The sequence below is a fragment of the Rhodopseudomonas palustris genome (assembly GCF_003226555.1).
Lineage (GTDB): Bacteria > Pseudomonadota > Alphaproteobacteria > Rhizobiales > Xanthobacteraceae > Rhodopseudomonas > Rhodopseudomonas palustris_I.
Genome location: NZ_QKQS01000026.1, coordinates 151,770 through 178,736 on the forward strand (window position 1 = coordinate 151,770; position 26,967 = coordinate 178,736).

General features: G+C 66.6%; 21 protein-coding genes. 14 read left to right on the top strand and 7 right to left on the bottom strand.

Annotated features, from left to right (window positions below; translation table 11 throughout):
• Window positions 1-126: 126 nt before the first annotated feature.
• On the bottom strand, window positions 127-1,137 hold the full coding sequence (locus DNX69_RS21085) for a polyprenyl synthetase family protein (protein ID WP_110787958.1): 1,011 nt from the start codon (window positions 1,135-1,137) through the stop codon (window positions 127-129).
• 206 nt (window positions 1,138-1,343) lie between these two features.
• Between DNX69_RS21085 and DNX69_RS21090 the strand changes: the two genes are divergently transcribed.
• The 8 genes from DNX69_RS21090 (at window position 1,344) to DNX69_RS21125 (ending at window position 8,936) form a co-directional block, all read left to right on the top strand.
• Window positions 1,344-1,571 (top strand): DUF2007 domain-containing protein, encoded by a 228-nt coding sequence (locus tag DNX69_RS21090; protein ID WP_110787959.1) that lies wholly within the window; start codon window positions 1,344-1,346, stop codon window positions 1,569-1,571.
• Window positions 1,564-2,343: a tRNA1(Val) (adenine(37)-N6)-methyltransferase gene (locus tag DNX69_RS21095; RefSeq protein ID WP_110787960.1), complete on the top strand. Its 780-nt coding sequence runs from the start codon at window positions 1,564-1,566 to the stop codon at window positions 2,341-2,343. Before DNX69_RS21090 ends, DNX69_RS21095 begins: the two co-directional genes overlap by 8 nt.
• Before the next feature lie 245 nt (window positions 2,344-2,588).
• A complete protein-coding gene (locus DNX69_RS21100; protein WP_110787961.1) occupies window positions 2,589-3,491 on the top strand; it encodes a S49 family peptidase in 903 nt (300 codons plus the stop codon).
• Between the two features lie 119 nt (window positions 3,492-3,610).
• Entirely contained in the window at window positions 3,611-3,799 is a 189-nt protein-coding gene (locus tag DNX69_RS21105) for a DUF4234 domain-containing protein (RefSeq protein ID WP_110787962.1), read from the top strand.
• A 165-nt stretch (window positions 3,800-3,964) separates the two neighbouring features.
• Complete coding sequence (locus tag DNX69_RS21110; protein WP_110787963.1) at window positions 3,965-4,909, top strand: glycine--tRNA ligase subunit alpha; 945 nt, start codon at window positions 3,965-3,967, stop codon at window positions 4,907-4,909.
• Window positions 4,910-4,983: 74 nt separating this feature from the next.
• On the top strand, window positions 4,984-5,418 hold the full coding sequence (locus DNX69_RS21115) for an endonuclease domain-containing protein (RefSeq protein WP_110787964.1): 435 nt from the start codon (window positions 4,984-4,986) through the stop codon (window positions 5,416-5,418).
• Window positions 5,418-7,532, top strand: coding sequence for a glycine--tRNA ligase subunit beta (glyS, locus tag DNX69_RS21120; protein ID WP_110787965.1), 2,115 nt, complete (start codon window positions 5,418-5,420; stop codon window positions 7,530-7,532). The genes DNX69_RS21115 and glyS overlap by 1 nt, the downstream gene beginning before the upstream one ends.
• 300 nt (window positions 7,533-7,832) lie before the next feature.
• Window positions 7,833-8,936: a hypothetical protein gene (locus DNX69_RS21125; protein WP_110787966.1), complete on the top strand. Its 1,104-nt coding sequence runs from the start codon at window positions 7,833-7,835 to the stop codon at window positions 8,934-8,936.
• Between the two features lie 12 nt (window positions 8,937-8,948).
• Here DNX69_RS21125 and DNX69_RS21130 read toward each other — a convergent pair whose 3' ends face one another.
• Window positions 8,949-10,202 (bottom strand): MgtC/SapB family protein, encoded by a 1,254-nt coding sequence (locus DNX69_RS21130; protein WP_234827040.1) that lies wholly within the window; start codon window positions 10,200-10,202, stop codon window positions 8,949-8,951.
• 505 nt (window positions 10,203-10,707) lie between these two features.
• Between DNX69_RS21130 and DNX69_RS21135 the strand changes: the two genes are divergently transcribed.
• The 3 genes from DNX69_RS21135 (at window position 10,708) to DNX69_RS21145 (ending at window position 15,746) form a co-directional block, all read left to right on the top strand.
• On the top strand, window positions 10,708-10,863 hold the full coding sequence (locus tag DNX69_RS21135; protein ID WP_110787967.1) for a DUF3096 domain-containing protein: 156 nt from the start codon (window positions 10,708-10,710) through the stop codon (window positions 10,861-10,863).
• A 91-nt stretch (window positions 10,864-10,954) separates the two neighbouring features.
• A complete protein-coding gene (gene ppdK, locus DNX69_RS21140) occupies window positions 10,955-13,969 on the top strand; it encodes a pyruvate, phosphate dikinase (RefSeq protein ID WP_165825301.1) in 3,015 nt (1,004 codons plus the stop codon).
• A 346-nt stretch (window positions 13,970-14,315) separates the two neighbouring features.
• The gene (locus tag DNX69_RS21145; protein WP_110787969.1) at window positions 14,316-15,746 is read left to right on the top strand and encodes a cell wall hydrolase; all 1,431 of its coding nucleotides are present in this window, start codon (window positions 14,316-14,318) and stop codon (window positions 15,744-15,746) included.
• A gap of 219 nt (window positions 15,747-15,965) precedes the next feature.
• On the opposite strand, the gene nadC is transcribed toward DNX69_RS21145, so the two are convergent.
• The 3 genes from nadC to nadA all read right to left on the bottom strand — a co-directional run bounded on the left by nadC (window position 15,966) and on the right by nadA (window position 19,675).
• Window positions 15,966-16,841: a carboxylating nicotinate-nucleotide diphosphorylase gene (gene nadC / locus DNX69_RS21150; protein ID WP_110787970.1), complete on the bottom strand. Its 876-nt coding sequence runs from the start codon at window positions 16,839-16,841 to the stop codon at window positions 15,966-15,968.
• 16 nt (window positions 16,842-16,857) lie between these two features.
• A complete protein-coding gene (locus DNX69_RS21155) occupies window positions 16,858-18,468 on the bottom strand; it encodes an L-aspartate oxidase (RefSeq protein WP_110788203.1) in 1,611 nt (536 codons plus the stop codon).
• 94 nt (window positions 18,469-18,562) lie between these two features.
• Entirely contained in the window at window positions 18,563-19,675 is a 1,113-nt protein-coding gene (gene nadA, locus DNX69_RS21160; RefSeq protein ID WP_110787971.1) for a quinolinate synthase NadA, read from the bottom strand.
• A 354-nt stretch (window positions 19,676-20,029) separates the two neighbouring features.
• On the opposite strand from nadA, the gene DNX69_RS21165 reads away from it, so the two are divergent.
• Both DNX69_RS21165 and DNX69_RS21170 read left to right on the top strand, forming a co-directional pair.
• Window positions 20,030-21,016 carry an MDR family oxidoreductase gene (locus DNX69_RS21165; RefSeq protein ID WP_110787972.1) on the top strand — a complete coding sequence of 329 codons (987 nt, stop codon included), beginning with the start codon at window positions 20,030-20,032 and terminating at the stop codon, window positions 21,014-21,016.
• 114 nt (window positions 21,017-21,130) lie between these two features.
• Entirely contained in the window at window positions 21,131-21,745 is a 615-nt protein-coding gene (locus DNX69_RS21170; RefSeq protein ID WP_110787973.1) for a hypothetical protein, read from the top strand.
• A 25-nt stretch (window positions 21,746-21,770) separates the two neighbouring features.
• Here DNX69_RS21170 and DNX69_RS21175 read toward each other — a convergent pair whose 3' ends face one another.
• Entirely contained in the window at window positions 21,771-23,201 is a 1,431-nt protein-coding gene (locus DNX69_RS21175; protein ID WP_234827041.1) for a PLP-dependent aminotransferase family protein, read from the bottom strand.
• A 295-nt stretch (window positions 23,202-23,496) separates the two neighbouring features.
• On the opposite strand from DNX69_RS21175, the gene DNX69_RS21180 reads away from it, so the two are divergent.
• Window positions 23,497-24,246 (top strand): alanyl-tRNA editing protein, encoded by a 750-nt coding sequence (locus tag DNX69_RS21180; RefSeq protein ID WP_110787975.1) that lies wholly within the window; start codon window positions 23,497-23,499, stop codon window positions 24,244-24,246.
• Between the two features lie 21 nt (window positions 24,247-24,267).
• On the opposite strand, the gene DNX69_RS21185 is transcribed toward DNX69_RS21180, so the two are convergent.
• Window positions 24,268-26,943 (bottom strand): DUF2339 domain-containing protein, encoded by a 2,676-nt coding sequence (locus DNX69_RS21185; RefSeq protein ID WP_110787976.1) that lies wholly within the window; start codon window positions 26,941-26,943, stop codon window positions 24,268-24,270.
• Window positions 26,944-26,967 lie beyond the last annotated feature (24 nt).

Below are 26,967 nucleotides of genomic sequence, written 5' to 3' on the forward strand. Positions count from 1 at the left end.
GGCCGCTTCAGCGGCGGTCAGCTCGGGGCGCGCGCAGCGCGAACCCGGGATCTCGCAGTTCAGAACATCTCGGGATTCCGGATCGCCGCTGGCGCGGCGTCCGGAATGACGGTGCGTGGGGCAGGCTCAGTGCGAGCGGGCGAGGCAGAATGCGACCACCTGCTCCAGCGCCGTCTTCATGGGCGAGGACGGGAACAGCGCCAGCGCGTCGACCGCCATTGCGCCGTAGTGATGCGCGCGCTGGATGGTGTCTTCGAGCGCCCGATGCTTGGTCATAAGCTTGATCGCTTGATCGAGGTCGGCATCCGAGATCTCGCTGCGCTCCAGAGACTTGATCCAGAACTCGCGCTCGGCGTCGTTGCCGCGGCGGAACGCCAGCACCACCGGCAGGGTGATCTTGCCTTCGCGGAAATCGTCGCCGACGTTCTTGCCGAGCTTGGCGGCCTTGCCGCCGTAGTCGAGCACGTCGTCGATCAGCTGGAAGGCGATGCCGATGTTCATGCCGAACGAGCGGCAAGCCGACTGCTCCGGCTTCGGGCGGTTCGCGATCGCCGGGCCGACTTCGCAGGCCGCGGCGAACAATTCGGCCGTCTTGCCGCGGATCACCGCCAGATATTCGTCTTCGGTAGTGGCGGTGTTCTTGGCGGCGGCGAGCTGCATCACCTCGCCCTCGGCGATGGTGGCGGAGGCCGACGACAGGATGTCGAGCGCGCGCAAGCTGCCGACCTCGACCATCATCCGGAACGCCTGGCCGAGCAGGAAGTCGCCGACCAGCACGCTGGCCTCGTTGCCCCACAGCATCCGCGCCGACTTCTTGCCGCGGCGCATTTCGCTCTCGTCGACCACGTCGTCGTGCAGCAGCGTCGCGGTGTGCATGAATTCGACCGCGGCGGCGAGCTTGATGTGGCCGTCGCCGGTGTAGCCGGTCAGATTCGCCATCGCCAGCGTCAGGATCGGGCGCAGCCGCTTGCCGCCCGACGAGATCAGGTGGTTGGCGACCTCCGGAATCATGGTGACGTCGGAGCCGGTCCGCGACAGGATGGTGGCGTTGACCCGCTCCATGTCCGCCGCGACGAGTTCGACCAGTTGGTCGATCGAGGCGGTCGAGGGGCCCTCGAAGGGTACGATTACGGCCACGCTGGGTCTCCAAATTCCGGGGACGGATGCGGCGAAGCTGCTCGCGCCATCCGCACCTTGGTCCTTATCGAGGCGCCGGCCGGCTCGACCATTCCGCGCCTCATTGCGGTTCCCTTTATAGCATGGGAACGACCCTGCAACGAGGCGATCGATCCCCCGCAACGGTCGGCGCGAGCTATAATGCAGGGACGACAGGAGAGGCAAGGTTGCGACAACTGCTGCGGACCAACGACGCGGTACTGCTTTCGGCGGTAGGCGCGCTGCTCGACGGCGCCGGGATCGACCATTTGGTGCTGGACCAGAACATGAGCATCCTCGAAGGCTCGCTCGGGGTGATCCCGCGCCGGATTCTGGTGCCCGATGACGATCTGGCCGCTGCCCGCCGGCTGCTGACCGACGCCGGCCTGGCGCACGAGCTCGCCCCCGATGGCTGAAACGGGCTTGCGCGGGCCGGACACCACCACCGAAGACGGTTTCCTGGGCGGGCGCTTGCGGTTGCGGCAATATGCTACCGGCCACCGTGCCGGTCATGACGCCATCCTGCTGGCTGCCTCGACCCGGGCGAAGGCCGGAGACCGGGTCGTCGAATTCGGCGCCGGCGTCGGCGCCGCGGGGCTTGCGCTCGCGCGACGTGTCGCGGGCATCGATCTGGTGATGGTCGAGATCGCTGCGTCACTCGCCGAGCTCGCAAGCGACAACGCCGCCGCCAATGCGATCGCGGCGCGAACCGTGGTGCTCGATGTCGCAGGCAGTGCCGAGGCCTTCGCCGCCGCGGGCCTGCCGCCGGACAGCGCCGACGCGGTGCTGATGAATCCGCCGTTCCATGATGCCGTCCGGCATCGCGGCTCGCCCGATCCCGTGCGGCAGGCGGCGCATCTGGCGACCGCGACGACGCTGGAAGCCTGGGTTCATGCGGCGCGGCGGCTGCTCAAATCGGGCGGAACGCTGACGATGATCTGGCGGGCGGACGGGCTTGCCGAGGTGCTGAGTGTGCTCGGGCGCGGCTTCGGCAGCGTGATGGTCCAGCCGGTGCACGGCAATGCCGACAAGTCGGCGATCCGGATCCTGGTCCGTGCGACCAAAGGCGGACGCGCGCCGCTGCTCCTGCTACCAAGTCTGCTGCTCAACGGCCCATCCGAGCAGCCCGACCCGGTCGCCCGGGCGGTGCTGGCAGGGGAGCAAATTCTGCCGCTGGCGCAGTCCTGATCAGTGGCTGGGCAAAAACTGCGCAGCTCGGATCACTGCGGTTGCGGCTCTTTGTGCTTGGCCGGCGCACTGGTGAGGTGAACGGCCGTCAAAATCGCTCCGATCAACAGCATCAGCAGGTAAATTTTCATTGGTCCCTCCGCTGCGTCGTTGCAGCCTCGTCCCTATATGAAGCCTGCGTTGCAAAACACGTTCCATACCTACCAAATGGTGATACCCGCGATGCTCGACAATAGGATGAAGCGATGAGCGAGGCTGCGAGCAGCGGTCGCAGCGAGCAGGGCTGGTTCGCCGGTCTTGGCAGCTGGATTCCGGCGCGCTTTCGGCGGGACATTCCGGTGGTACCGGTCGTGCGTCTGTCGGGGACGATCGGCGCAGTGACGCCGCTGCGCCCGGGCCTGACGCTTGGCGGAATCGCCAAGCTGCTCGATCGCGCGTTCTCCACCCGCAACGCCAAGGCGGTGGCGCTGGCGATCAATTCGCCGGGCGGCTCGCCGGTGCAGTCGCGGCTGATCTATCTGCGCATTCGCGCGCTCGCCGCCGAGAAGAAGTTGCCGGTGTACGCGTTCGTCGAGGACGTCGCGGCCTCGGGCGGCTACATGATCGCTTGCGCGGCCGACGAGATCTATTGCGATCCGTCGTCGATCCTCGGCTCGATCGGCGTGGTCGGCGGCGGCTTCGGGTTTCAGGAGCTGATCAGGAAGATCGGCGTCGAGCGCCGGCTGTACACCGCCGGCGAGCGCAAGGCGCAGCTCGATCCGTTTCTGCCGGAAGACCCGCAGGAGGTCGCGCGGCTGAAGGTGCTGCAGCAGGAGATCCATGCGCTGTTCATCAGCCTGGTGAAGGAGAGCCGCGGCGCCCGGCTGAAGGGCGAGGAGTCGCAATTGTTCACCGGCGAATATTGGGCCGGCGCCACCTCGGTGTCGTTCGGCCTCGCCGATTCGATCGGCGACCTCCGCGCGGTGCTGCGCGAAAAATTCGGCGACAAGGTCCGCACCCCGCTGATCTCGCCGCCGACCGGCCTGCTCGCCAGTCTGACGCGCAAATCCGGCGGCGCCGAAGCCGCGCTCGACGGCGTTGCGGCGCTGCCCGAATCAATGATTACGGCGCTGGAAACCAGGGCGATCTGGGCCAAATACGGCTTTTGAGAGATGCCGGTAGCGTAGCGGCCGCGCCATTTGGTCCCGTCAGCGTGAGTTGCGAGTGATCACCCACTGAGCGAAGATGCAACAGGGGCGTGACGCGACTCAAGGAGAGAGGTTGGACGATGCCGCCGCTGCTCGTATTGGCTGGAAGCCTGGTTGGCATCGCCATGGTGCGGTGGGCCTTCCGTACTGCCGGGCGTGTGAATCAGGAACTCGAAGTCGCCCGCGCGACGATGTTCGCCGATGCCGATCGCACCGAGCTGCCGACGCTGCGGTTCGATCCGGCGACCGGCGCCTATCGGCCCGGCTGAAGCCTCGGCCGCCGCCGGCCCGCGATGCGCTCCACTTCGATCGCGGCGACGCGGTTAAGCGTCCGTTAACCGGCGCTTTCGCCCGTCCGTCGCCTTGATTTGCCGGGGCGCGGCCGATACGGTCCGGCCGCTTTTCCGAAAACCCTTGCGAATCCAAAGCCGATCATGGACCCGACGCCTCCGCACATGCGCCCGGAACGCTCGTTCCAGGGCCTGATCCTGACGCTGCAGCGCTTCTGGGCCGATTACGGCTGCGTCATCCTGCAGCCCTACGACATGGAAGTCGGCGCCGGCACCTTCCATCCGGCCACCACGCTGCGGGCGCTCGGGCCGAAGCGCTGGAACGCCGCCTATGTGCAGCCGTCGCGCCGGCCGAAGGATGGCCGCTACGGCGAGAACCCGAACCGGCTGCAGCACTACTATCAGTTCCAGGTGATCCTGAAGCCGTCGCCGCCGAACATCCAGGACTTGTACCTGCAATCGCTAGCCGCGATCGGCGTCGATTCTAAGCTTCACGACATCCGCTTTGTCGAGGACGATTGGGAGAGCCCGACGCTGGGCGCTTGGGGCCTCGGCTGGGAGTGCTGGTGCGACGGCATGGAAGTCAGCCAGTTCACCTACTTCCAGCAGGTCGCTGGCGTCGAATGCGCACCGGTCGCCGGTGAGCTGACCTACGGCCTCGAGCGTCTGGCGATGTACGTCCAGGGCATCGACCGCGTCTACGACCTCAACTTCAACGGCCGCGACGGCGACGACAAGGTCACCTACGGTGACGTGTTCCTGCAGGCCGAGAAGGAATACTCGAAGCACAATTTCGAGGTCGCCGACACCGAGATGCTGTTCGAGCAGTTCAAAATGGCCGAGGCCGCCTGCAAAAAGTATCTAGACGCCGGCTGGGTGATGTCCGCCGATGGCGGCAAGCGCGAAGCCCACGCCATGGCGCTGCCGGCCTACGACCAGTGCATCAAGGCCAGCCACGTCTTCAACCTGCTCGACGCCAGAGGCGTGATCTCCGTGACCGAACGCCAAAGCTACATCCTCCGCGTGCGCGAGCTCGCGAAGGCCTGCGGCGAAGCCTGGGTGCACACCGAAGCGGGGCGGGGGGACTAAGTTCTTGTTTACCCTCCCCTGGAGGGGGAGGGTCGCTCGCGCAGCGAGCGGGGTGGGGTGACAGCGTCAGCGATATGGCCAAACGCCCAATCAGCGACTTCAAGCGCGCCACCGCGAACAAACTGCGGACGAATACCACCGCTGCCGAAGACATCCTGTGGCGGCGGTTGCGACGAATGAATGTGGAAGGAAGTCACTTCAGGCGGCAGGTGGTGATCGGGCCGTACATCGCCGATTTCGCCTGTCTCGCGAAGCGACTGATCATCGAGGTTGATGGCTCGCAGCACAGCGACGAAGACGTCCTGAAGCGTGACGAGGTTCGTACGCAATGGCTGCAGTCGGAAGGCTACCGGGTGATCCGATTTTGGAACAATGATGTGATGAGCAAGACCGACGCCGTGATGGACGCCATCTACAACGCCACCGCTGTCACCCCACCCCGCCTGCCTGCGGCAGGCGACCCTCCCCCTCCAGGGGAGGGTGAAGCCGTGCGTGGGGAGGACAAGTAATGCCCGATCTCCTCCTCGAACTGTTCTCCGAAGAAATCCCGGCGCGGATGCAGGGGAAGGCTGCTGATGATTTGAAGCGGCTGGTCACCGACAAGCTCGTCGCCGAAGGGCTCGTCTATGAGGGCGCCAAGGCGTTTGCGACGCCGCGGCGGCTGGCGCTCACCGTGCATGGCATTCCGGCGCGGCAGCCGGATTTGAAGGACGAGCGCAAGGGGCCGAAGGTCGGCGCGCCGGAGGCGGCGGTGCAGGGCTTTCTCAAGGCGACCGGGCTCGCCTCGCTCGACGAGGCCAAGATCCAGCGCGACCCGAAGAAGGGCGATTTCTACGTCGCGCTGATCGAGAAGCCGGGCAAGCCGGCGATCGAGGTGATCGCCGAATTCCTGCCCGTCATCGTCCGCACCTTCCCGTGGCCGAAGTCGATGCGCTGGGGCGAGCGCTCGCGCAAACCCGGCGCGCTGCAATGGGTGCGGCCGCTGCATTCGATCGTCGCCACCTTCGGCATCGACACCGAAGAGCCCGAAGTGGTGCATTTCCACGTTGACGGCATCGAGGCTGGGCAGACGACGCGCGGCCATCGCTTCATGGCGCCGGATGCATTCGAGGTTCGCCGGTTCGAGGACTACGAGGCCAAACTGTTTGCCGCCAAGGTCGTGCTCGATCCCGCCCGGCGCAAGGACATCATCCTGGCCGATGCCAAGACGCTGGCTCAGGCGCAGAACTACGAACTGGTCGAGGACCAAGGCCTGCTCGACGAAGTCTCCGGTCTGGTCGAATGGCCGGTGCCGCTGATGGGCTCGTTCGACAAAGACTTCCTGACCATCCCGGATGAAGTGATCCGCGCCACCATCCGCGCCAACCAGAAGTGCTTCGTGGTCGCTGATCCGTCGACCGGCAAACTCGCCAACAAGTTCATCCTGACCGCCAACATCGAAGCCAGCGACGGCGGCGCCGCCATCACCGCCGGCAACGAACGCGTCATCCGCGCGCGGCTCTCGGACGCGAAGTTCTTCTACGAGACCGATCTGAAGACCAAGCTCGAAGACCGGCTGCCGAAGTTCGATCAGATCGTGTTCCACGAAAAGCTCGGCACCCAGGCCGAGCGCATCGCCCGCATCGAGCGCCTCGCCGCCGAGATCGCGCCGCTGGTCGGCGCCGATGTCGAAAAGGCAAAGACCGCTGCGCGGTTGTGCAAGGCGGACCTGCTCACAGAAGTGGTCGGCGAATTCCCCGAGCTGCAGGGCCTGATGGGCAAGTATTACGCGCTGGCGCAAGGCGAAGACGCCTCCGTCGCCGCCGCCTGCGAGGAGCACTACAAGCCGCAGGGCCCGGCCGATCGCGTGCCGACCGATCCGGTCAGCATCGCTGTCGGTCTTGCAGACAAGATTAGCACTCTTGTGGGCTTTTGGATTGAGGACGAGAAGCCAACCGGGTCCAAGGATCCGTATGCTTTGCGCCGAGCAGCACTCGGCGTCATTCGTTCAATTATTTCTAACGATATTCGACTGCCGCTTACCCCACACCTTCGCAGTGAGTGGAGTGCATATGCCGAACGTGGTCGTGGTCTTACTGCGCTGTCGCACGAGGCGATCGGCGACCTTCTCTTGTTTTTCGCCGACCGCCTGAAAGTCCAACTCCGCGATCAAGGCGCGCGGCACGATCTCGTTGATGCGGTGTTCGCGCTGGAAGGTCAGGACGACATCCTGATGATCGTCCGCCGCGTCGAGGCGCTCGCTGCCTTCCTCGCCACCGACGACGGCAAGAACCTGCTGGCCGGCACCAAGCGCGCCGCCAACATCCTGCGTATCGAGGAGAAGAAGGACGGCCGCGCGTTCGACGGCGTGCCGGATGCCTCGCTCTACGCGCAGGACGAGGAGAAGGCGCTGGCCGCTGCGATCGACCGTGCCAAGGCCGATGCCGGTGCCGCGGTTGCCAAGGAGGACTTCGCCGCGGCGATGACCGCGATGGCCGGCTTGCGGCCGGCGGTCGATGCGTTCTTCGACAAGGTGACCGTCAACGCCGACGACAAGGCCGTCCGTGAAAACCGGCTGAAGCTGCTGAACGAAATCCGCGCCGCGACCCGTGCGGTGGCGGACTTCTCGAAGATTCAGGACTAACACCTCGTCATTCCGGGGCGCTCGCGTCAGCGAGCGAACCCGGAATCCCGATGTGGTCGTGCACGGCATCCGCCACGCGCGTCGCTGCGTCACCCTTTGCCATAACCGCGAGATTCCGGGTCTGCGTGCTGTCGCACGCAACCCGGAATGACGGTGAAGCGCACTACCGCGTACCCCTCAAAAGCTGCACCGATCGGCAACATCGCGAAATGATTAACCACTCGTTAACCATGTCCTGACAGGTTGGCGACCGGTAACGGTTCCTTAACCGTCCTCCTTGGCAGCGGGGCGCAGGGCGCGATGACCAGCATCACCAACGGGCTGAACAATTACGCGCAATATGGCGCCGCCTATGCGCGGACCGCGGGCGCGCAGACCTCGCTGGCCAGCATCCTGAACGGCAGCGGCGACGACGTGCTGCCGGGCGCCAGCACCAATGCAGCCACGCAGTTGACGCTGTCGGCCGCGGCGCGGGCGCAGCTCGCGGGCGGCTCGTCCAAGGACTTCTCCGCGGTGATCAGCGACAGCCGCGCCGCGATCGACAAGCTGTACAAGGCGGCGAACGTCGCCGCGCCCTACGACGCCAGCGGCAAGCCGACGATCGATTTGTTGGGGCTGGATCGGCGGGCGTTGTTCGCGATCGCCTCCAATGCCGGCGGCCGGTTTACCGACGCCGAGCAGACGCTGGCGGCGACCAACCGGATCTCCCAGTTCAACGACGCGCTGTCGCCGGCGACGCAGACCGCCAACCTGATCGGCGACTTCAGCACGGTGTACAAGGCCGCTGCTAGCTATCTCGACGGCGCCTCCAGCGAAGAGAAGGCGACCGCCACCTGGCAGGCCGAGCGCGCGGCGATCACCCAGGGGCTGGCGGCGACGCAGAGCGATCCGTCCAAGATCCCGGCCGGCATCAGCAACGACCCGGTCGCCGCCTATCTGGCGCGCTATCCGTCCGGCAGCACCACCACGGCCAAGGATTTCGGCAGCGTCGCCAAGCAGGCGCGCGCCGCGCTCGACGATCAGGCCAAGCAGGCGACCGCCGCCGGCAAGCTGCTGGTGTACGATCCGGCGCGCAAGACCGGCCAGCAAGCAGATCTGTCGGTGCTCGACAATCGCGCGCTGTCGGCGATCTCGCTCAACAAGGACGACCTGTTCTCCAAGGAAGAGGTGTTCGCTGCCAAGCGCGAACTCGACAGCCGCAACCGCGCCAGCATCCTGTCGGCGCTGAAGCAGAGCCAGACCTCCGGCAATCCGGCGGAATTCAGCCTCGGCCTGCTCAATACCTATGCGGGGATGAGCGCCGAGGAGCGCACCGCGACCAACTGGACGCCGGCATTCCGCGACAATGCGGTGCAGAGCTACAAGGCGACCAACTCGCTGCTGTCGATGCTGAAGCGCGGGTAGGTTCGCCGCCGCTCACGCCGCGATCTGCGCCAGCCACGCCGCCAGCGCGACGCCGCCGATCGCCAGGGCGACCAGCACCACCGCACTCGGCCAGGTGCGCCGGCCGCCGAACGCCACCGCATAGGCGGCCTTCAGCACGTTGTTGGACGAGGCCGCGATCAGCACCGCGATCGCCACCGCGTGTTCGCCGATCCCGGCGGTGCCACCCTGCGCCAGGTTGAGCACGAACGGATCGATATCGGAAAAACCGACGATCGCCGCCAGCCAATAGATGCCTTGCGTGCCAAATTCAGTCTTGACCCAGGTCGAGGCCAGCGAGATCGCCATGAACAGCACCGCGAACACCGCCGCGGTGCCGAGTTCGAGCGGGTTGCCGCGCTCCGACGGCTGGGGTGCTTCGCCGCTGGGGGCCTTGACGATCAGATATTGCAGCGCTGCGACCGCCAAAGCGATCGCGGCCAGCCCCAGCATCGGCGCTGCCAGCGCGCGCGCCAGCGTCATGTTGAACACCGCGATCACCACCAGGATACGCAGATACATGATGCCGGTGGCGAGCGTGATGCCCGCTGTCGCCTGGCGGCGGAACGCGTCGCTGACGGCGGCCTGACGCGCCAGCACCACCGTCGTGGTGGTCGAGGAGTACAGCCCGCCGAGCCCGGCCATCCACAGTCCCTGCGCGGCGCGCTGCCAATAGCGCTGCGCCAGATAGCTCGCATAGGACAGCGCAGACACCAGCGTCAGCGCCAGCCACACCTGCCGCGGCGTGATGCTGGTGAGCGAAGTCACCGGCTCGGCCGGCAGCAGTGGCAGCACCACACCGCTGAGAATCAGGAATTGCGCCGCGGTGGTGATCTCGCGGGTGTCGACCTTGTGCACCAGCCGGTGCAGCCAGTCGCGCCCTGTCAGCAGCATCACCGCCGTCACCGTCACGCCTACGGCGACCCAATGCGGCAATGCCAGCGCGATGGCGCCGAGCAGATAAGCGTGCACATTGAGCAGCAGCACCACCAGCCCGGCGTTGCGCTCGCCCTGCTCGTCACGCTCGCGCAGGTGGACGGTGTAGAAGATCGACAGCCAAACGCCGAGCACCAGCAGCCCGCCGGTAAAAGCGACCAGGTGGGTCGGATCGAGCCAGTACAGCACGCCGCCGCCGAGCGACAGCAGCGGGAAGGTCCGAACGCCGCCGGGGCGTGCGGATTTGCGCTGCTCGAAGAATTCCTCGAAGGCGAAGCCGAGAAAGAAACTCAGCAGCAACAACAGAGCCAAGCTGTGAACGGAAGGGGTGGCGATCATCGGCATCGGCAGGGGCCAAACCAGCGCGGGACGAACTCGGCGCGGAAAAGGCCGCGGCGCCAGCGCGCCAACCGGGCCGGCGCGGAACTCTAGCAGGTGGGGCGAAGCGCGAGAAGCGATGACGACGAGCAGCCGCAGACGTGGAAGAGCCCCGCCCGGCGGGGGAACGGGACGGGGCTCTCCGATCCGGCCGCATCGGTTGCGTCCGGACCCACGTTCAAGCGACTCGCGCGTCCACCTGAACGATCCGAAACAGCACCTGGGGGATTGCGGCGCCGCTCAGCGGTATGGAGGCAATGCCCGCCCGCGCGTCATGTTCCTTGCGCGAATGTCGCAGTGACGGTGATTTTCGCCGTGTGGGGAACCTGGAGATAGGCGACCGCGTCATCAGCCGCCGGTATCGTTCCTCGCCGCCGTCCGCTACCAATCAGCCCTGCGATTCGATCTCGATAGCTTCCCCCGCCGGAGACCGTCTGCCATGACAATCACCACTGCCCACATTCCAGCCATCGTCGCACTGATCGCCGGTATCCTGATTCTGGTGATGCCGCGGCTGTTGAACTTCATCGTCGCGCTGTATCTGATCTGCGTCGGATTGATCGGCCTCGGAGCGTTGCGTTTCTTGCATCTTTAGTCGGCTCGGGTTCCGCCGCCTTGCTTGCGACCGTCAAAACGTGGTCTAAAGCGCCCGTTTTCTGTTCCTCTTTCGCGGACCGTTGAGAGCCATGGCCAAAGCCGCTTCGAAGAAGAAGACCGCCCCCAAATCCAAGTCTTCCAAGACTGCGCGTGGGAAGGGCGCTGCCGCGTCGAGCGCACGCAAGGCAGTGGCGAAGAGCCCGCCGAAGCCGGCCAAGAAGGCTGTTAGCAAGCCAGCCGCCAAGCCCGTCTCGAAGGCGGCCGCGAAGTCGAAAACGGTGGCCAAGCCGGCCGCCAAGACGGTGACCAAGCCCGCCGCCAAGGCTGCAGCGAAGGCTGCAACCAAGCCTGCGACCAAGCCGGCCGCGAAGGCCGTCGCCAAGCCCGCCAAGAAGGCCGCGGCGAAAGCCGCTGCCGCGCCGAAGGCCGGCAAATGGGTCTACACCTTCGGTGACGGCAAGGCCGAAGGCCGCGCCAATCTGCGCGACCTGCTCGGCGGCAAGGGCGCCAACCTCGCCGAGATGGCCAATCTCGGCCTGCCGGTGCCTCCGGGCTTCACCATCCCGACCTCGGTCTGCACTTATTTCTACGCCAACGGCAAAACCTATCCGAAGGAGCTGCAGTCGCAGGTCGAGCGCGCGCTCGAGCACGTCGGCAAGCTCACCAACAAGAAGTTCGGCGACGCCAAGAACCCGCTGTTGGTGTCGGTGCGCTCCGGCGCCCGCGCCTCGATGCCGGGCATGATGGACACCGTGCTCAATCTCGGCCTCAACGACGAGACCGTCGAAGCGGTGGCGGAGAAGTCCGGCGACCGCCGCTTCGCCTACGACAGCTACCGCCGCTTCATCACGATGTACTCGGATGTCGTACTCGGTTTCGAGCATCATCACTTCGAGGAAATCCTCGACGCCTACAAGGACGCCAAGGGCTACACGCTCGACACCGATCTCGACGCCGACGATTGGGTCGATCTGGTCGGCCAGTACAAGGACGCGGTGGCGCGTGAGACCGGCGAGGACTTCCCGCAGGATCCGCACGCCCAGCTCTGGGGCGCGATCGGCGCGGTGTTCTCGTCGTGGATGAACGCGCGCGCGGTGACCTACCGCCGCCTGCACGACATTCCGGAATCCTGGGGCACCGCCGTCAACGTTCAGGCGATGGTGTTCGGCAATATGGGTGAGACCTCGGCGACCGGCGTCGCCTTCACCCGCAACCCCTCGACCGGCGAAAGCCGGCTGTACGGCGAGTTCCTGATCAACGCCCAAGGCGAGGACGTCGTCGCCGGCATTCGGACCCCGCAGGACATCACCGAGTACGCCCGCGTCGAATCCGGCTCCGACAAGCCGTCGATGGAAATGGCGATGCCGGAGGCGTTCAAGGAGCTGACGCGGATCTACACCCTGCTGGAAAAGCACTACCGCGACATGCAGGACATGGAGTTCACGATCGAGCAGGGCAAGCTGTGGATGCTGCAGACCCGCGGCGGCAAGCGCACCGCCAAGGCGGCGCTGCGGATCGCGGTCGAGCTCGCCAACGAAGGCCTGATCAATCGCAAGGATGCCGTGACCCGGATCGAGCCGGGCTCGCTCGATCAGCTGCTGCACCCGACCATCGACCCCAACGCCAAGCGCGACGTCATCGCCACCGGCCTGCCGGCTTCGCCGGGCGCCGCCTCGGGCGAGATCGTGTTCTCGTCGGATGAAGCCGCCAAGCTGCATGCCGACGGCCGCAAGGTGATCCTGGTCCGGATCGAGACCAGCCCCGAAGACATTCACGGCATGCACGCTTCGGAAGGCATTCTCACCACCCGTGGCGGCATGACCTCGCACGCCGCCGTGGTGGCGCGCGGCATGGGCAAGCCCTGCGTCTCCGGCTGCGGTACGATCCGTGTCGATTACGGCCGCGGCACCATGATGATCGGCTCGCGCACCTTCAAGGCCGGCGACATCATCACCATCGACGGCGGCAACGGCCAGGTGCTGGCCGGCAAGATGCCGATGATCGAGCCGGAACTGTCGGGCGACTTCAACACGCTGATGAGCTGGGCAGACGAAGTCCGCAAGCTCAGGGTTCGCGTCAACGCCGACACCCCGGCCGACGCCCGCACGTCGATCAAGTTCGGCGCCGAGGGCATCGGCCTGTGCCGCACCGAGCACATGTTCTTCGAAGAGACCCGCATTCGCACCGTGCGCGAGATGATCCTCGCCGAAGACGAGCAGTCGCGCCGCGCCGCGCTCGCCAAGCTGCTGCCGATGCAGCGCGCCGATTTCGTCGAGCTGTTCGAGATCATGAAGGGGCTGCCGGTGACGGTGCGCCTGCTCGATCCGCCGCTGCACGAGTTCCTGCCGCACACCCAGGCGGAGATCGAGGAAGTGGCGCGGGCGATGAACGCCGATCCGCGCCGCCTCGCCGATCGGGCCCGCGAGCTCGCCGAGTTCAACCCGATGCTCGGCTTCCGTGGCTGCCGTCTGGCGATCGCCTATCCGGAGATCGCCGAGATGCAGGCGCGTGCGATCTTCGAAGCCGCGGTCGAGGCCGAGAAGCGCACCGGCGAGCAGGTCGGTCTCGAAGTGATGGTTCCGCTGATCGCGACCCGCGCCGAGTTCGAGCTGGTCAAGGCCCGGATCGACGCCACCGCGCATGCGGTGAACCGCGATACCGGCAGCGACCTGAAGTACCAGGTCGGCACCATGATCGAGCTGCCGCGCGCCTGCCTGATGGCCGGCGACATCGCCGAGAGCGCGGAGTTCTTCTCGTTCGGCACCAACGATCTGACCCAGACCACGTTCGGCATCAGCCGCGACGACGCCGCCAGCTTCCTCGGTACCTATATCGAGAAGGGCATCTTCACGGTCGATCCGTTCGTGTCGGTGGACCGCGACGGCGTCGGGGAACTGGTCCGAATCGGCGTCGAGCGCGGTCGCAAGACGCGCTCCAGCCTCAAGGTCGGTATCTGCGGCGAACACGGCGGCGATCCGGCGTCGGTGGCGTTCTGCCACGAGATCGGCCTGAACTACGTATCGTGCTCGCCGTACCGCGTGCCGATCGCGCGGCTCGCCGCGGCGCAGGCCGCGCTCGGCAAGGGCATCGCCAGCCAGGCGTAAGCCGCGCTTGATGAATTGAGCGGATTTCGAATGGCCGGGCATCGTCCCGGCCATTTGTGTTTAGGTGATCTGTATTTCGGTCATTTGTATTTTCGGCGCATGCGCATTCCGCCCGCAAAGCAACGTCTCGTTAACGACGTCTGGCAACGCGATCTTAACCAGCGTCGTGAAGCCAGGATTCACCACGTCGGTCATCGGCTCAGCTAACTAACAGCTTGCTGTTGCGTGTTGCGCGCGTGCATCGGCCATTAACGCACGGGCAACTTTAATCGGATAACAACGCAAACGATCAACTTGTCCGAAACCCTCGGAACTGATCGCGAGTAAGCGTTGCGTGAGCGTATCGATGTCAGTCATGCGTAACCGGTCGAAGGGCGCACGGATTGCGTCCTTCGGCCTCGGGGTTTGTGTCTTTGCGGCGCTGCCCAATGAAATCGGCCACCAGGATATCGCGTCGCTGCTGGTCCGGCAGACCGGCGTCACCGAACGCTGGCAAAAGCGGATGTTCGCCTCCGCGCTCGGCTCGGTTCAGGTCGCGACGTTCTCGTTCGGCCGGCCGATCGGAACCTGGGCGCCGCAGTTCGGCGCGTCGCGGCTCGTCAGCATCGAAGGCCGCAGCGGCGGCCTGGCGACGACCCGCAACCCGCTGCTGCAATCTCCCTCGCGCTATCAGGCGTCCGACTATCCGAAGGTCGACCGCACCCTGAAAGGGGATCGCCTGGCACTCGCCAAGCCGGATCAGACGCCGCATCTCGAAGTCGCGCCCACGTCCGACGACGCAGGATCAGAGGCGCCCAACGTCGCCGGCGCCAAGACCGCCGAACAGCTCCCGACCTCCACGCCGAACGCGGCGGTCGCCGCTGCCGAGGCCGCACCGGCGCTCGATCCCGAACTCGCCGAGGCGCTGCAGTCCGAACCGCTGCCGCAATACGACGGCTCGCTGCCGCCGGACGCACAGCACCAAGGGGCCGCACCTGCTGCGGCTGCGCCGCCGCGCGATCCGTTCGCATTCAAGACCGTCAGCCTGTTCTTCGGCACCGGCTCACTCGGTGGCATGGAAGAGACGCTGGAGCAGTGGCAGCCCGGCCAGGAACCGATCATCGTCTCACCGAACGCCGTCGACCTGGACATGAAGTCGCCGCAGGCCGCGCCCGGCGATCCGAACGCGTCCGGCGAGACCGTGGCCGGCAAGGGGCAGGTCAATACCGATCATCACGTCAAAACGCCCGCCGAACGGCTCGGCCTCGTCGCCGGTTCGAAGCTGTGGGCCAAGCACGAAAAGTGCCTGGCGGAGGCGGTGTATTTCGAATCGCGCGGCGAGAAAGTGCGCGGCCAGATCGCGGTGGCGCAGGTGGTGCTGAACCGCGCGTTCTCGGGCTTCTACCCGAGCAACGTCTGCGGCGTCGTCTATCAGAACAAGAACCGCCGCTACGCCTGCCAGTTCACCTTCGCCTGCGACAACGTCGCCGACGTGGTCCGTGAACCGGAGATGTGGGATCGCGCCCGCAAGATCGCCCGCGCGATGCTCGACGGCAAGTTGTGGCTGCCCGAGGTCGGCAAGTCGACTCATTACCACGCCTACTGGGTGCGGCCGTCGTGGGTCCACGAGATGAAGAAGATGTACCGATTCGGCGTCCACACCTTCTATCGTCCGCGCGCCTGGGGCGACGGCAGCGATGCCCCGAGCTGGGGCAGCGCCGCCGAAACCGCCTCGATCTCCGCCCGGCTCGCCGAAGCCGCCAAGAGTTCGGCCGAGATTCAGGCGAAGGGCAACTAAGCGCGTCGTGGTGTGCGGGCATCGCCCCGCGGAGTGATATCGTCCACATGCCCCAAGCAAGTCATTCCAGGGCGCGCGAAGCGCGAACCCGGAATCTCGCGGTTTGGAAGGCGGCGCTTTGCCCCGCTACAGATTCCCGGTTCGCTCGCTCTCGCGAGCGCCCCGGAATGACGTGGCGGAGTCTGGCTTTAGCCGAAAGCGCCTCGGCTAACCGGCTGCCTAAGCGTCGATATCGAGTGCGACGTCGAAGTTTGGGGCCGAATGCGTCAGCGCGCCGGAGGAGGCATAGTCGACGCCGGTTGCGGCGATGCGGCTGATCGACTCGCGGGTCACGCCGCCGGAGGCTTCGAGCACGACGCGGGCGGCGCTCATCGCCACCGCCTGCTTCAAGGTGTCGAGATCCATATTGTCGAGCAGCACGACGTCGGCGAGGCCGGTGTCGAGCACCTCGCGGAGCTGATCGAGCGTGTCGACCTCGATCTCGATCTTGACGAGGTGGCCGATCTTGGCGCGCGCCGCTTCCAGCACCGGGCGGATGCCGCCGGCGACCGCGATGTGGTTGTCCTTGATCAGAATAGCGTCGTCGAGGCCGAAACGGTGATTGAAGCCGCCGCCGCAGCGCACCGCGTATTTCTCCAGCGCGCGTAGGCCCGGCGTGGTCTTGCGGGTGCAGCAGATCCGCATCTTGCTGCCCGCGGTGTGGCGGACATAGTCCGCGGTCAGCGTCGCGATGCCCGACAGCCGGCCGACGAAGTTGAGTGCGGTGCGCTCGCCGGTCAGCACGGCCCGCGCGGGACCGGAGATCGTCAGCACCTGAATGCCCGCCGCCACCGTGTCGCCGTCGCGCGCATGCGCGGTGATGGTGATGTCCGGCGAGAGCTGGCGAAAGGTCTCGATCGCCAGCGGCAGTCCGGCGATCACGCCAGCCTGGCGCGCGACCAGAATAGCGTGCGCCTGCGTCGCTTCCGGAATCGTCGCGATCGAGGTGATGTCGCCGGCCCGGCCGAGATCCTCGTCGAGCGCGCGGCGCACCGCGTCGGTGATCGCCAAAGGCGACAGGAATGCATCGGGATGCAGCAGGGCAGTCGGCAACATGAAAGGGCGTCCTGAATCAGGCGAGGGCGGTTTGCGCAGAAAGGCGAGCGCGCGCAGCAGCGCCGCCGAGCGCAGCGGCGCGCTCGCGGGCCTCGGCCAGCGACGTGGTGGTACGCTTGGCCTGCGGATTTTCGGCCGGATAGTCGGCACGGTAGTGCGCGCCGCGACTCTCGGTGCGTGCCAGCGCCGCGGTGGCGACCAGCAGCGCGGTCGACGCCATGTTGGCGAGCGTGGTCGACGAGGTTTCGGCCTCGAGCGCCGCTAAAGTCCGCACCGCCTCGGTCAGCCCGTCGCGGTCGCGGATCACGCCGACCTTGCCGGCCATGGTCTGCCGCAGCAGCAGCTCCTGCGCCGGATCGATCGGCGTGCTGCGCGGTTCGGGGACATCGAGCCGCAACTTGGTGGCGGCGAGTTCGGTGCCGGCGATGTCTTCGGCGATCCGCGCCGCGTACACCACCGCTTCCAGCAGCGAGTTGGACGCGAGCCGGTTGGCGCCGTGTGCGCCGGTGCAGGAAACCTCGCCGGCGGCCCAGAGCCCGCGCAGCGAGCTGCGGCCGTTCATGTCCACCGCGACGCCGCCCATGTGGTAGTGCGCTGCCGGCGCGATCGGAATCGGCTGGGTGGCCGGATCGATGCCGGCCGAGATGCAGCTCTCGTACACGGTCGGGAAATGTTCGGCGAAATGCGCGCCGAGCGCCTTGGTGGCATCGAGATAAGCACCGCGGCCGGAGGCGACTTCGGCGAACACGCCGCGGGCGACGATGTCACGTGGCGCCAGCTCGGCGAGCGGATGCGCTGCGAGCATGAAGCGTTCGCCCTGGCCGTTGATCAGGATCGCGCCTTCGCCGCGCAGCGCCTCGGTGGCGAGCGGCGCCGGATCGCGGCCGACCATGATGGCGGTCGGATGGAATTGTACGAACTCCGGATCGGCAATTCGCGCGCCGGCGCGCGCCGCGATTGCAAGCCCGACGCCGCGGGCTTCGATCGGATTGGTGGTGACGGCATAGAGATGGCCGATGCCGCCGGTGGCCAGCACCACGGCGCGCGCCGGGATGTGCATCGGAGTGCCGGCGGCGTCGCCGACCTTGCGCAGCCGCAGTCCGGCGACCGCGTCGTCGTGCATCAGCAGCCCGTCGGCGAACCAGCCTTCGATCACCTTGATCGACGGCGTGGCGCGCACCGCCTCGGTGAGCGCGCTGATGATCGCCTGACCCGCCATGTCACCGCGAACGTGAACGATGCGCCGCGCCGAATGCGCCGCTTCGCGCGCCACCGCCAGCCGGCCTTCGAGATCGCGGTCGAACGGCACGCCGTAGCTGAGCAGATCGTGGATGCGCGCGGCGGCTTCGCCGGCGAGGCGATGCGCCACCGCCTCGTCGACCAGCCCGGCGCCGACCGCAATGGTGTCGGCCGCATGCGATTCGGCGCTGTCGCCTTCGCCGACCGCGGCGGCGATGCCGCCTTGCGCCCAGGCGGTCGAGGCGCCTTCGCCGAGCGGCGCGGCGCTGATCACCGTCACCGGACGCGGTGCCAGCTTCAGTGCGCAGAACAGGCCGGCGAGACCGCCGCCGACGATGACGACGTCACCATGGACGCCAAGATGTGCGAACTCGGGCGTGCTGCTCATTGCGGCGATCCAACTCTCACGCGACTGTCCGCGAACGCCTTCGATGCACAGCGATGGCGGCACGGACGCCGCCATTCGTCGCGAGCCGCGAGGCTCAGTTGTTCAGGTTGATCATCCGCTCCACCGAGCGCCGGGCCGGCGCGACGATGGCGGGATCGACCGTCACTTCCTCACGCAGGTACACCAGGCTGTCGAGGATCTTCGCCAGCGTGATCCGCTTCATGTGCGGGCACAGATTGCACGGCCGCACCATTTCGACGTCGCGCAGCTCGGCCTGGACGTTGTCGGCCATCGAGCACTCGGTGATCATCACCACGCGCTTGGGGTGCTTGGTCTTGACCCAGTCGATCATGTGCGCGGTCGAGCCGGTGAAGTCGGCCTCGGCCAGCACGTCCGGCGGGCATTCCGGATGCGCGATGATCTTCACGCTCGGATCGGCCTCGCGATAGACCCGCAGCTCGTCGCCGGTGAAGCGCTCGTGCACTTCGCAGGCGCCCTTCCAGGCGATGATCTTCACCTTGGTCTGCGAGGCGACGTACTTCGCCAGATACTGATCCGGCACCATGATGACGCGATCGACGCCGAGGCTTTCGACCACCCGCACGGCGTTGGACGAGGTGCAGCAGATGTCGACCTCGGCCTTCACGTCCGCGGATGTGTTGACGTAAGCCACCACCGGCACGCCGGGAAACTTCTCGCGCAGCAGCCGGACGTCCGCGCCGGTGATTGAAGAGGCGAGCGAACAGCCGGCGCGTGAATCCGGGATCAACACGCGCTTCTCCGGATTCAGGATCTTCGAGGTCTCGGCCATGAAGTGCACGCCGCACTGCACGATGGTCGAAGCCTTCACCTTGGTGGCCTCGATCGCGAGCTGCAGCGAGTCGCCGACGATGTCGGCAACGCAATGGAAGATTTCCGGCGTCTGGTAGTTGTGCGCCAGGATCACGGCGTCGCGCTCGCGCTTCAGCTCGTTGATCGCCTTGACGTACGGCGCCATGAACGGCCATTCGACGGGCGGGATAACATTCTGCACCTTCGCATACAGATGCGCGGTCGCAGCCTCGACCTCCGGCGTCCAGTCGAGCGACGGCATCGGCAGCGCGCGCGCCTTCTCCGCAACGCTCAGCGGGGCGCGCGACAGCGCACCTTGGCGCGCGTGCGGCGGCAGGCCGAAATTCTCGGGGCCATAGAGTTCAGCAAGCGGCATCGACGCCTCCCCTGGTACGCGACCCAGCATATACTCACTTTGAGCATATTCCGGGCTTGAGAAATCCGGCCACAAAGGGCCGGCAAGCTTCCATCCGCTGCGCTTTGAACCGCTTCCGTCAAGCAACCAGCGCCTGCGCGCCCGCTTTCGGAACTCAAGAGGACAAGACTTATCCTCATTAAGAGCAAATCTAATATAACACGCGCAGTCGGGTTCCGCCAGAGGCCGAAAGGGCTAAATCGTCACACCAGAGTCACGGAATTGCATCGCTGCGCTGCACCGCGACCTTTACAGCCGACCCTTTGGTTCTCTAACTCACGTCGGCACTGACAACCACAATTCAAGGGGAGTGGAATGGCGACGTTCAAGGCGATCAGGATCGACAAGGCCGACAAAGGCACGACGGCAGCTCTGACCCAGTTCGATGAAGCCGAGCTGATGGATGGCGACGTCACCGTGGCGGTCGAATGGTCGACCCTGAACTACAAGGACGGTCTCGCCGTCACCGGCAAAGCACCCGTCGTGCGGCGCTTCCCGATGATCGCCGGCATCGATTTCGCCGGCACCGTGCTGGAGTCCTCGCACCCCGACTGGAAGGCCGGCGACAAGGTGGTCTGCAACGGCTGGGGCATGGGCGAAACCCATCTCGGCGCCTATGCGGAGAAGGCCCGCGTCAAGGGCGACTGGCTGGTGCGCTTGCCGCAATCCTTGAGCGCGCGTGACGCGATGGCAATCGGCACGGCGGGCTACACCGCGATGCTGAGCGTGCTGGCGCTGGAGAAGCACGGCCTGACCCCGAAGGATGGCCCGGTGGTGGTCACCGGCGCGGCTGGTGGCGTCGGTTCGGTGGCGATCGCGCTGCTGTCCAAGCTCGGCTATCACGTCATTGCTTCGACCGGCCGTGCGTCCGAAGAGGCTTACTTGCGTCAGCTCGGCGCCGCCGAGATCATCGACCGCAACGAACTGTCCGGTCCGGCCAAGCCGCTGGCGAAGGAGCGCTGGGCAGGCGGCATCGACAGCGTCGGCTCGACCACGCTGGCCAATCTGCTGTCGATGACCAAGTATCGCGGCGCCATCGCGGCCTGCGGCCTTGCCGCCGGCATGGACCTGCCGAGTTCGGTCGCTCCGTTCATTTTGCGCGGAGTGTGTCTTTACGGCATCGACTCGGTGATGTGCCCGCTGGCCGAGCGCAAGCGCGCCTGGGAGCGGCTCGCCACCGATCTCGACCCGGCGAAACTCGCGGAAATTACGCAAGAAATCAGCCTCGACCAGGTCATCGACGCGGGCGCCAAGGTGCTGGCCGGCCAGGTTCGCGGCCGCATCGTGGTGAAAATTACGTAGGGGATCGGTTACTTCGTTCAGACTTTACCAACCAAGCTGCGCCATTCTTGCCTCAGTTTGTATGGTAAGGATCGGGTTAAACGAGTTCCACCCGCTCCCAGTAGGAGTACAGGCATGTTTGCGCGTTTCGTCTTCGGCGCCGTGATCTCAGGTGCTGCCGTCCTTCCGGCGATGGCCGGTTCGATGAATGCGGACGAGGCGCGTAAATTTGTGGCCAACAAGGTGTTCGCCTTCACCTGCTTCGATGGAACACGCGGCGCAGGCCGCGTGTTCGACGACGGCGGCGCCGCCGGCCAAGTCCAGTTCTCCGGCTCCGGCCCGAACCGCTTCATGCGCCTGCCGGGCAATACGCTGCAGGTCCGCGGCGAGTCGATCTGCGCATCGATCAAGGGCATCCCATTCGAGCCCTGCTTCAACCTCACCAAGACCAGCGAACGCAGCTTCCGCGGCTCGGTGTCGGGCATGGGCTTTGCCTATTGCGACTTCCGCCATTCCGGCCGAATTCAGCTCGCCCGAGCAATTTCGCATTCGCATACGCAGAGCCGCCCGCGGTCGCTGCATGCGCCCGGCGTTCAGCAGCGCGCCGAAGTCACCGCCAGCGTGCCGGTGCCGCGCGTCGAGTCGGCAAGGCTCGATCCGCCGAAGGCCGACAACGCCAAGGCCGACAACGCCAAGGCCGAAACCGCCAAGGTCGAAGCCGCGTCCGAACTGCGCCGCTCGACGGACTAAGTTGAATCGGGGCACGTCGCCCGCGTCACGTTTCAGAATTCGTTGGCCATGAGATTCCGACGGCTGCGAGCCGGTCCAACGCGCGGCCGAGCTCGGCGCGCGTCTGTGCTGCTGTCAGGCTGATCCGGATTCGAGGTGGCGCCTCGCGAGTGACTGCGAAGGTCGCGGCCGAGACGACATCGACACCGACAGCTCGGCACGCCGACACCGGGTCCGTCATCTCCGGCGGCACCGCGAGCCACGCATGCGGCGACGGCGGCGGATTGCCAACCCGACCATTCGGTAGAATGCGGCGGGCGAGCCGGTGGCGAACACCCACCTCGTCGCGCTGCCATTCGGCGCGGCGCAGGGCGGTCCCGTCTTCCATCCATCGGCAGGCGACCTCCGCCATTAGCGGCGCTAACGGCCAGAGTGTCGTCTGCGGCTCGGCCGCCACGGCGCGCACGACCGGACCGGCTCCTGCAACTAGTCCGAAGCGCAGGCCGGCGGCGACCGACTTCGAGAAGCTCGTGACCAGTGTGCAACGGTCCGGCAGCAGCATCGCCAGCGGCGGCGTCGCTGCCAGGGTGCCGTAGATATCGTCTTCGATGATCTGCAGATCGCGCCGCTCGGCGATCTCGGCCACCTCGGCGCGGCGCGCCTCGCTCATCGTCGCGCCGGTGGGATTCTGCAGCGCAGGGACCAGCACCACGACGCGCGCCGAGGTCGCCCGCGCCGCGCGATCGAGCGCCTCCGGCACGATGCCCTGAGCATCCATCGCGACGCCATGCAGCGGCAGACCGAGCTGGCGGGCCAACGCCTTGATGCCGGGAAAGGTCAGTTCCTCAACCAGTACCGGTTCGCCGGCAGTGCAGATGGAAAGTAGCACCGCGAGCAATGCCTGGTGCGCGCCTGCCGTAGGCACGATGTCGGTGGGGCGCAATTCGAGGCCGCGCGCGGCGACCCAACGCGCTGCGGTGGCGCGGGTGCGGGCAATGAGCGCGGGTGTCGGGTGATCGAGCGCGGCGGCCAATCCTCCATCGCGTGCGATGTCCGCCAGGGCCAGATCCAGATCTGTGATCGACGGATCGATCGCCGGAACGTTGGTGGAGAGGTCGGTGACTCGGAGAGGGGCGTCGTGGTTCGGGTCCTTGAGCACGAACAGCACAGCTTCACGGCTCTCGGACAACACATAGGTGCCGCGGCCGACCTCGCCGGAGATCAGATGTCTCCGGCTCGCCTCGGCGTAAGCGCGCGACACCGTGCTGACATTGACCTCGAGGCGCCAGGCGAGCTCACGATGAGTGGGCAGCCGGTCTCCCGGCCGCAACACGCCGGTCGCGATCGCCTCGGCCAGAGCCTCGACGATCGCGACGTAGCGCACGGGATGTCTGCCGGTCAGGACGGGTGTCCACATTGTTTGCCAGACAATGTTTCGATTGACCCGAACAATGCGGCTGCAGATGATGCAAATCAACCTCTGGTCGTGTTGTTAGTTCGGCCAAGAGGGACGCGTGGTGCGAGGCCGACGAGCAGGAGGTCGCATGGCAACATCCCGGTCGTGTTCCGACGAACATCGACGTATCACGTTCGAGCTGTGCTCGCGGGTAGTCCTGCGTCTGAGTTGCCTTTGACACCAACAATCTGAGCACGATGATATCCGGAGCGAATGCATCTCCGGCGGTGGCCGCACTACGCGCGGCATCGCCAGAGCACGGCTGTCGCTTGGGCTCACCCGATCGCCCATACTGTTTGTCCGCAACCGAGGCGCCATGACCATCGTGCCCACGATCAAACTCTTCGAAACCGACGCTCACATCCGGGAACTGGAGACCACGATCGTGGACCAGTCCGATGCGGGAGTGTGTCTCGAGAAGACGATCTTCTATGCGGAGAGTGGCGGCCAGCCGGGTGATGTCGGCGAACTCGTCCTAGATGGCGGCGTGCCGCTGCGGGTCGTGAATACGCAGTATATTCCCGGCCGTCTCCGGATCGCTCATGTCCTCGCGACGCCGCCCGATCGGAGCCTGATCGGCGCCAAGGTGCTGGCCCGGATCGATTGGGAGCGGCGATACCGCTTGATGCGTCTCCACACCTCCCTGCATCTGATGTGCAGTCTGGTCGATGCGCCGGTGACGGGATGCGCGATCTATCCCGACTACGCTCGCCTCGATTTCGACATCGAGGGGCCCCTCGATCGTCAGCTATTAACGGACCGCCTCAATGCGCTCATCGGCAAGGATCTTCCGGTCGAGATTCAGTATCGGAGCGCTGACGAGATGTCGGCCATGCCGTCGCTGGTGCGAACAGTCCAAGCTGCGCCGCCGCAAACCGGGAATCAGCTTCGACTGGTGAGCATCGGCGACATCGACCGGCAGCCGTGCGGCGGCACCCATGTGCGCTCCACCGGCGAGATCGTAAGCCTCGCTGTGACCAGCGTCGAGAAGAAGGGCAGACACAACAGGCGGGTCAAGATCGCCCTCACGGCGTTGACCGGGCGATCGACGGAGACCGCCGGCTGAGGCGGCGCCGACCGATCACATTTAAGACGAGTCCGACGGCGGCGGAGGCTGCAATGGCGCAGTTGCCGCCGCTGTGCCGCGCGGACGGAACAGGATGCGCTGATACAGCCAACCGATCGCCACGAGCACCACGCCGAGCCCCATGAACGACAGCGCCCGGTACACGCCGGTCAGCGTCGACATGTCGATCACGAACACCTTCAGCACGGTGAGCCCGATCACGACCGCCGAGGCCAGCCGGGCGCGCTGCGAGTTGAACAGCAGGCCGGCACCGAGCAGCATCACGCCGCAGACCAGCCACGCCACCGAGTAGGTGTATTGTTCGGCATCGGTGATCGGACCATCCGACAGGATCGGGCCGTGATACACGCGCTGCACCTGCAACGTCACGTAAGCGAGCGCCATGATCAGCGCCAATGCGGCAAAGCCGTTGGCGTAGGCCGGGCGCCGCACGCCTGCCACCGCGTAGGACAGCAGCAGCGCCAGCACCGCCGGCAGCGCATAGCCGAGCAGGAGGTGGTTGATCACCAGCCCACCGACATAGGCCGGCCACAACGCCGGGTTCTCCAGCAGCAGCAGGCCGAACACGCTGCCCAGCGCCGCGAATACCGCCAGCATGATGGCGGCGACATTGTGCACCGGACTATGGCTACGCAGCCGCAGCCGTTCCAGGCCGATCGCCATCGCCAGCGTGACGCAGACTTGCAGGGCGACTTCGGTGAGCCCGGCGCTGTCGCGATAGACGTCTCCGCCGTTCACGGCGTGGCGGATCTCCATGAAGGCGAGCAGCACGGTGAACAGGATCGCGGCGGATTCCACCATGCGGAGCGGCTTGTCGTCGCCGCGCCGGCGCATCCAAATGCTGGCGAGCCAGAACGAGGCCGCCGGCACGCCGTAGCCCCACAGCAGCCAGTTGAACACCGGCGTGGTACCAACCGCGTCGCCGACGATCCGCGGCTCCCAGCCGATACTTGCCACCACGATGCCGGCGAGGATCGCGGTGAGCCAGCGCAGGAATGGGATCGGACGCTGCAGCGAGATCCACGCGGTCCCCGCCGCCATCAGCGCCAGCGCGATGGTGAGCCAGCCCTTCTCCAGCGCGAAGGTCAGCGCCAGCGCCAGCGCGCCGAGCGTCCCGGTGGCGAACAGCGCGATCGAAATCGGCAGTCCGGGCCGGTTGTCTCGTTTGCTCAGCCGCTCGGTCGCCAGACCGAACACAGCGGCGAGCACAAGAGCGACGATCGCGAACGGAATCGAGCGGTCGAGATGGGCGATCCGTGCGTACAGCGCGATCACCAGCGCCAGCGGCGCGAATACCCCCGAGGCTGCCCAGATGACCGGCACGCTGGCGTTCGGCGAACGGCCTTGCGCTAGGATGCCGAAGCCGGCGAAGCCGATCCCGAACACGGTGGCGGCGATCAGATGCGTGGTTACCGCGCCGGCCAGCGGATCGGCGCCGATGCCCGGCAACGCGCCGCCCGGCAGCACCAGCAGGTCGGGGTTGTCGTGCACCACCCAGGACAGGAACACCAGGCCGACCAAGACTGCCGCGGCTCCGACCGCGGCGGTGGCGGATGCCGCGCGCCAGGCGATGGCGAGGGTCGCGGCGATCAGTACCGCGAACACGGTCAGCGCCGCGTCGCTGTGGGCGCTGGCGACGACGATCAGCGCGGCGCCGAGCAGATAGGTCGCGAGCGCGGCCGACGACACCGGCTCGATCCGGCCCGGCTCGATCGAGGGGCCGAACAGCAGGCCGCACACCACCAAGAGTGCGGCGAGCACGAAGCCGGCGATGACGTGGAACGCGTGCGGTGCGACGAGCGTCGCGGCGCCGTCGAGGCCGGGCAGCGTCCACGGCAGAGCGAGCGCGACCGTCGTCACCGCCAGCCAGCGCCACAGCCGGATGCGGGCGAGCGCGAACGAGGCGGCGGTGATGACCGCGAGATAGATATACAGCGCCCAGTAGTCGGGCTCGCCGGACGACACCAGCACCGGCGTTGCAAAGCCGGCGACGACGCCGAGGCCGGCGAGCGCCGGGCCGTGCAGCAGCGCTGCGGCGAGCGTGCCGAGCGCGACGAGGCCGAGCAGGATGAAGGCGGTCGCGGGCACCAGAAAATCGTACAGCGCGTAGGCCGCATAGACGGTTGCGAAGGCCACCGCGGTGCCGGCTGCGGTGAGGATCGCCGGAATGTTGGCGATCGGCAGCGCGGCGAGCTGCGTCACGGCTTCCTTGCGGCGGGTCCATTCGCCGGCGATCAGCAGCGCCAGCGCGAACAGTCCGCCGAGCAGCACACGCACGCCGGGGCCGAGCAAGCCCTGCTCGATCGAGTAGCGCACCATGAAGAAGCCGCCGAGCGCCAGCGTCAGGCCGCCGACCCACACCACCCAGCGGGTGCCGATCCGCTCCTCGAAGCCGGGTTTTGCCGGGTCAGACGTGGTCTCCGCGGTCGTGGTCGCGGTCGTCGGTGGTTCAGCGGCGATCGTCGCGGCAAGCTCCGGCGCCGGCTCGACGTCGGGAGCCAGCGGCGCTTCGTTGGTCGCGGCGGGCGGCGCGGTGGCGGCCTGGGGGGCTATCGGCAGCGGCTGTCCGGCGGCGAGGGCGTCGAGCCGGGCGCGCAGGTCGCGAATCTGGGTCTGCGCCTTGCGGGCGGTCACCAAGGCGACGATGGCGATCGCAAAAGCCAGTAGCTCGAACATCCAACCTCCAGGCGAGCGGCCCGG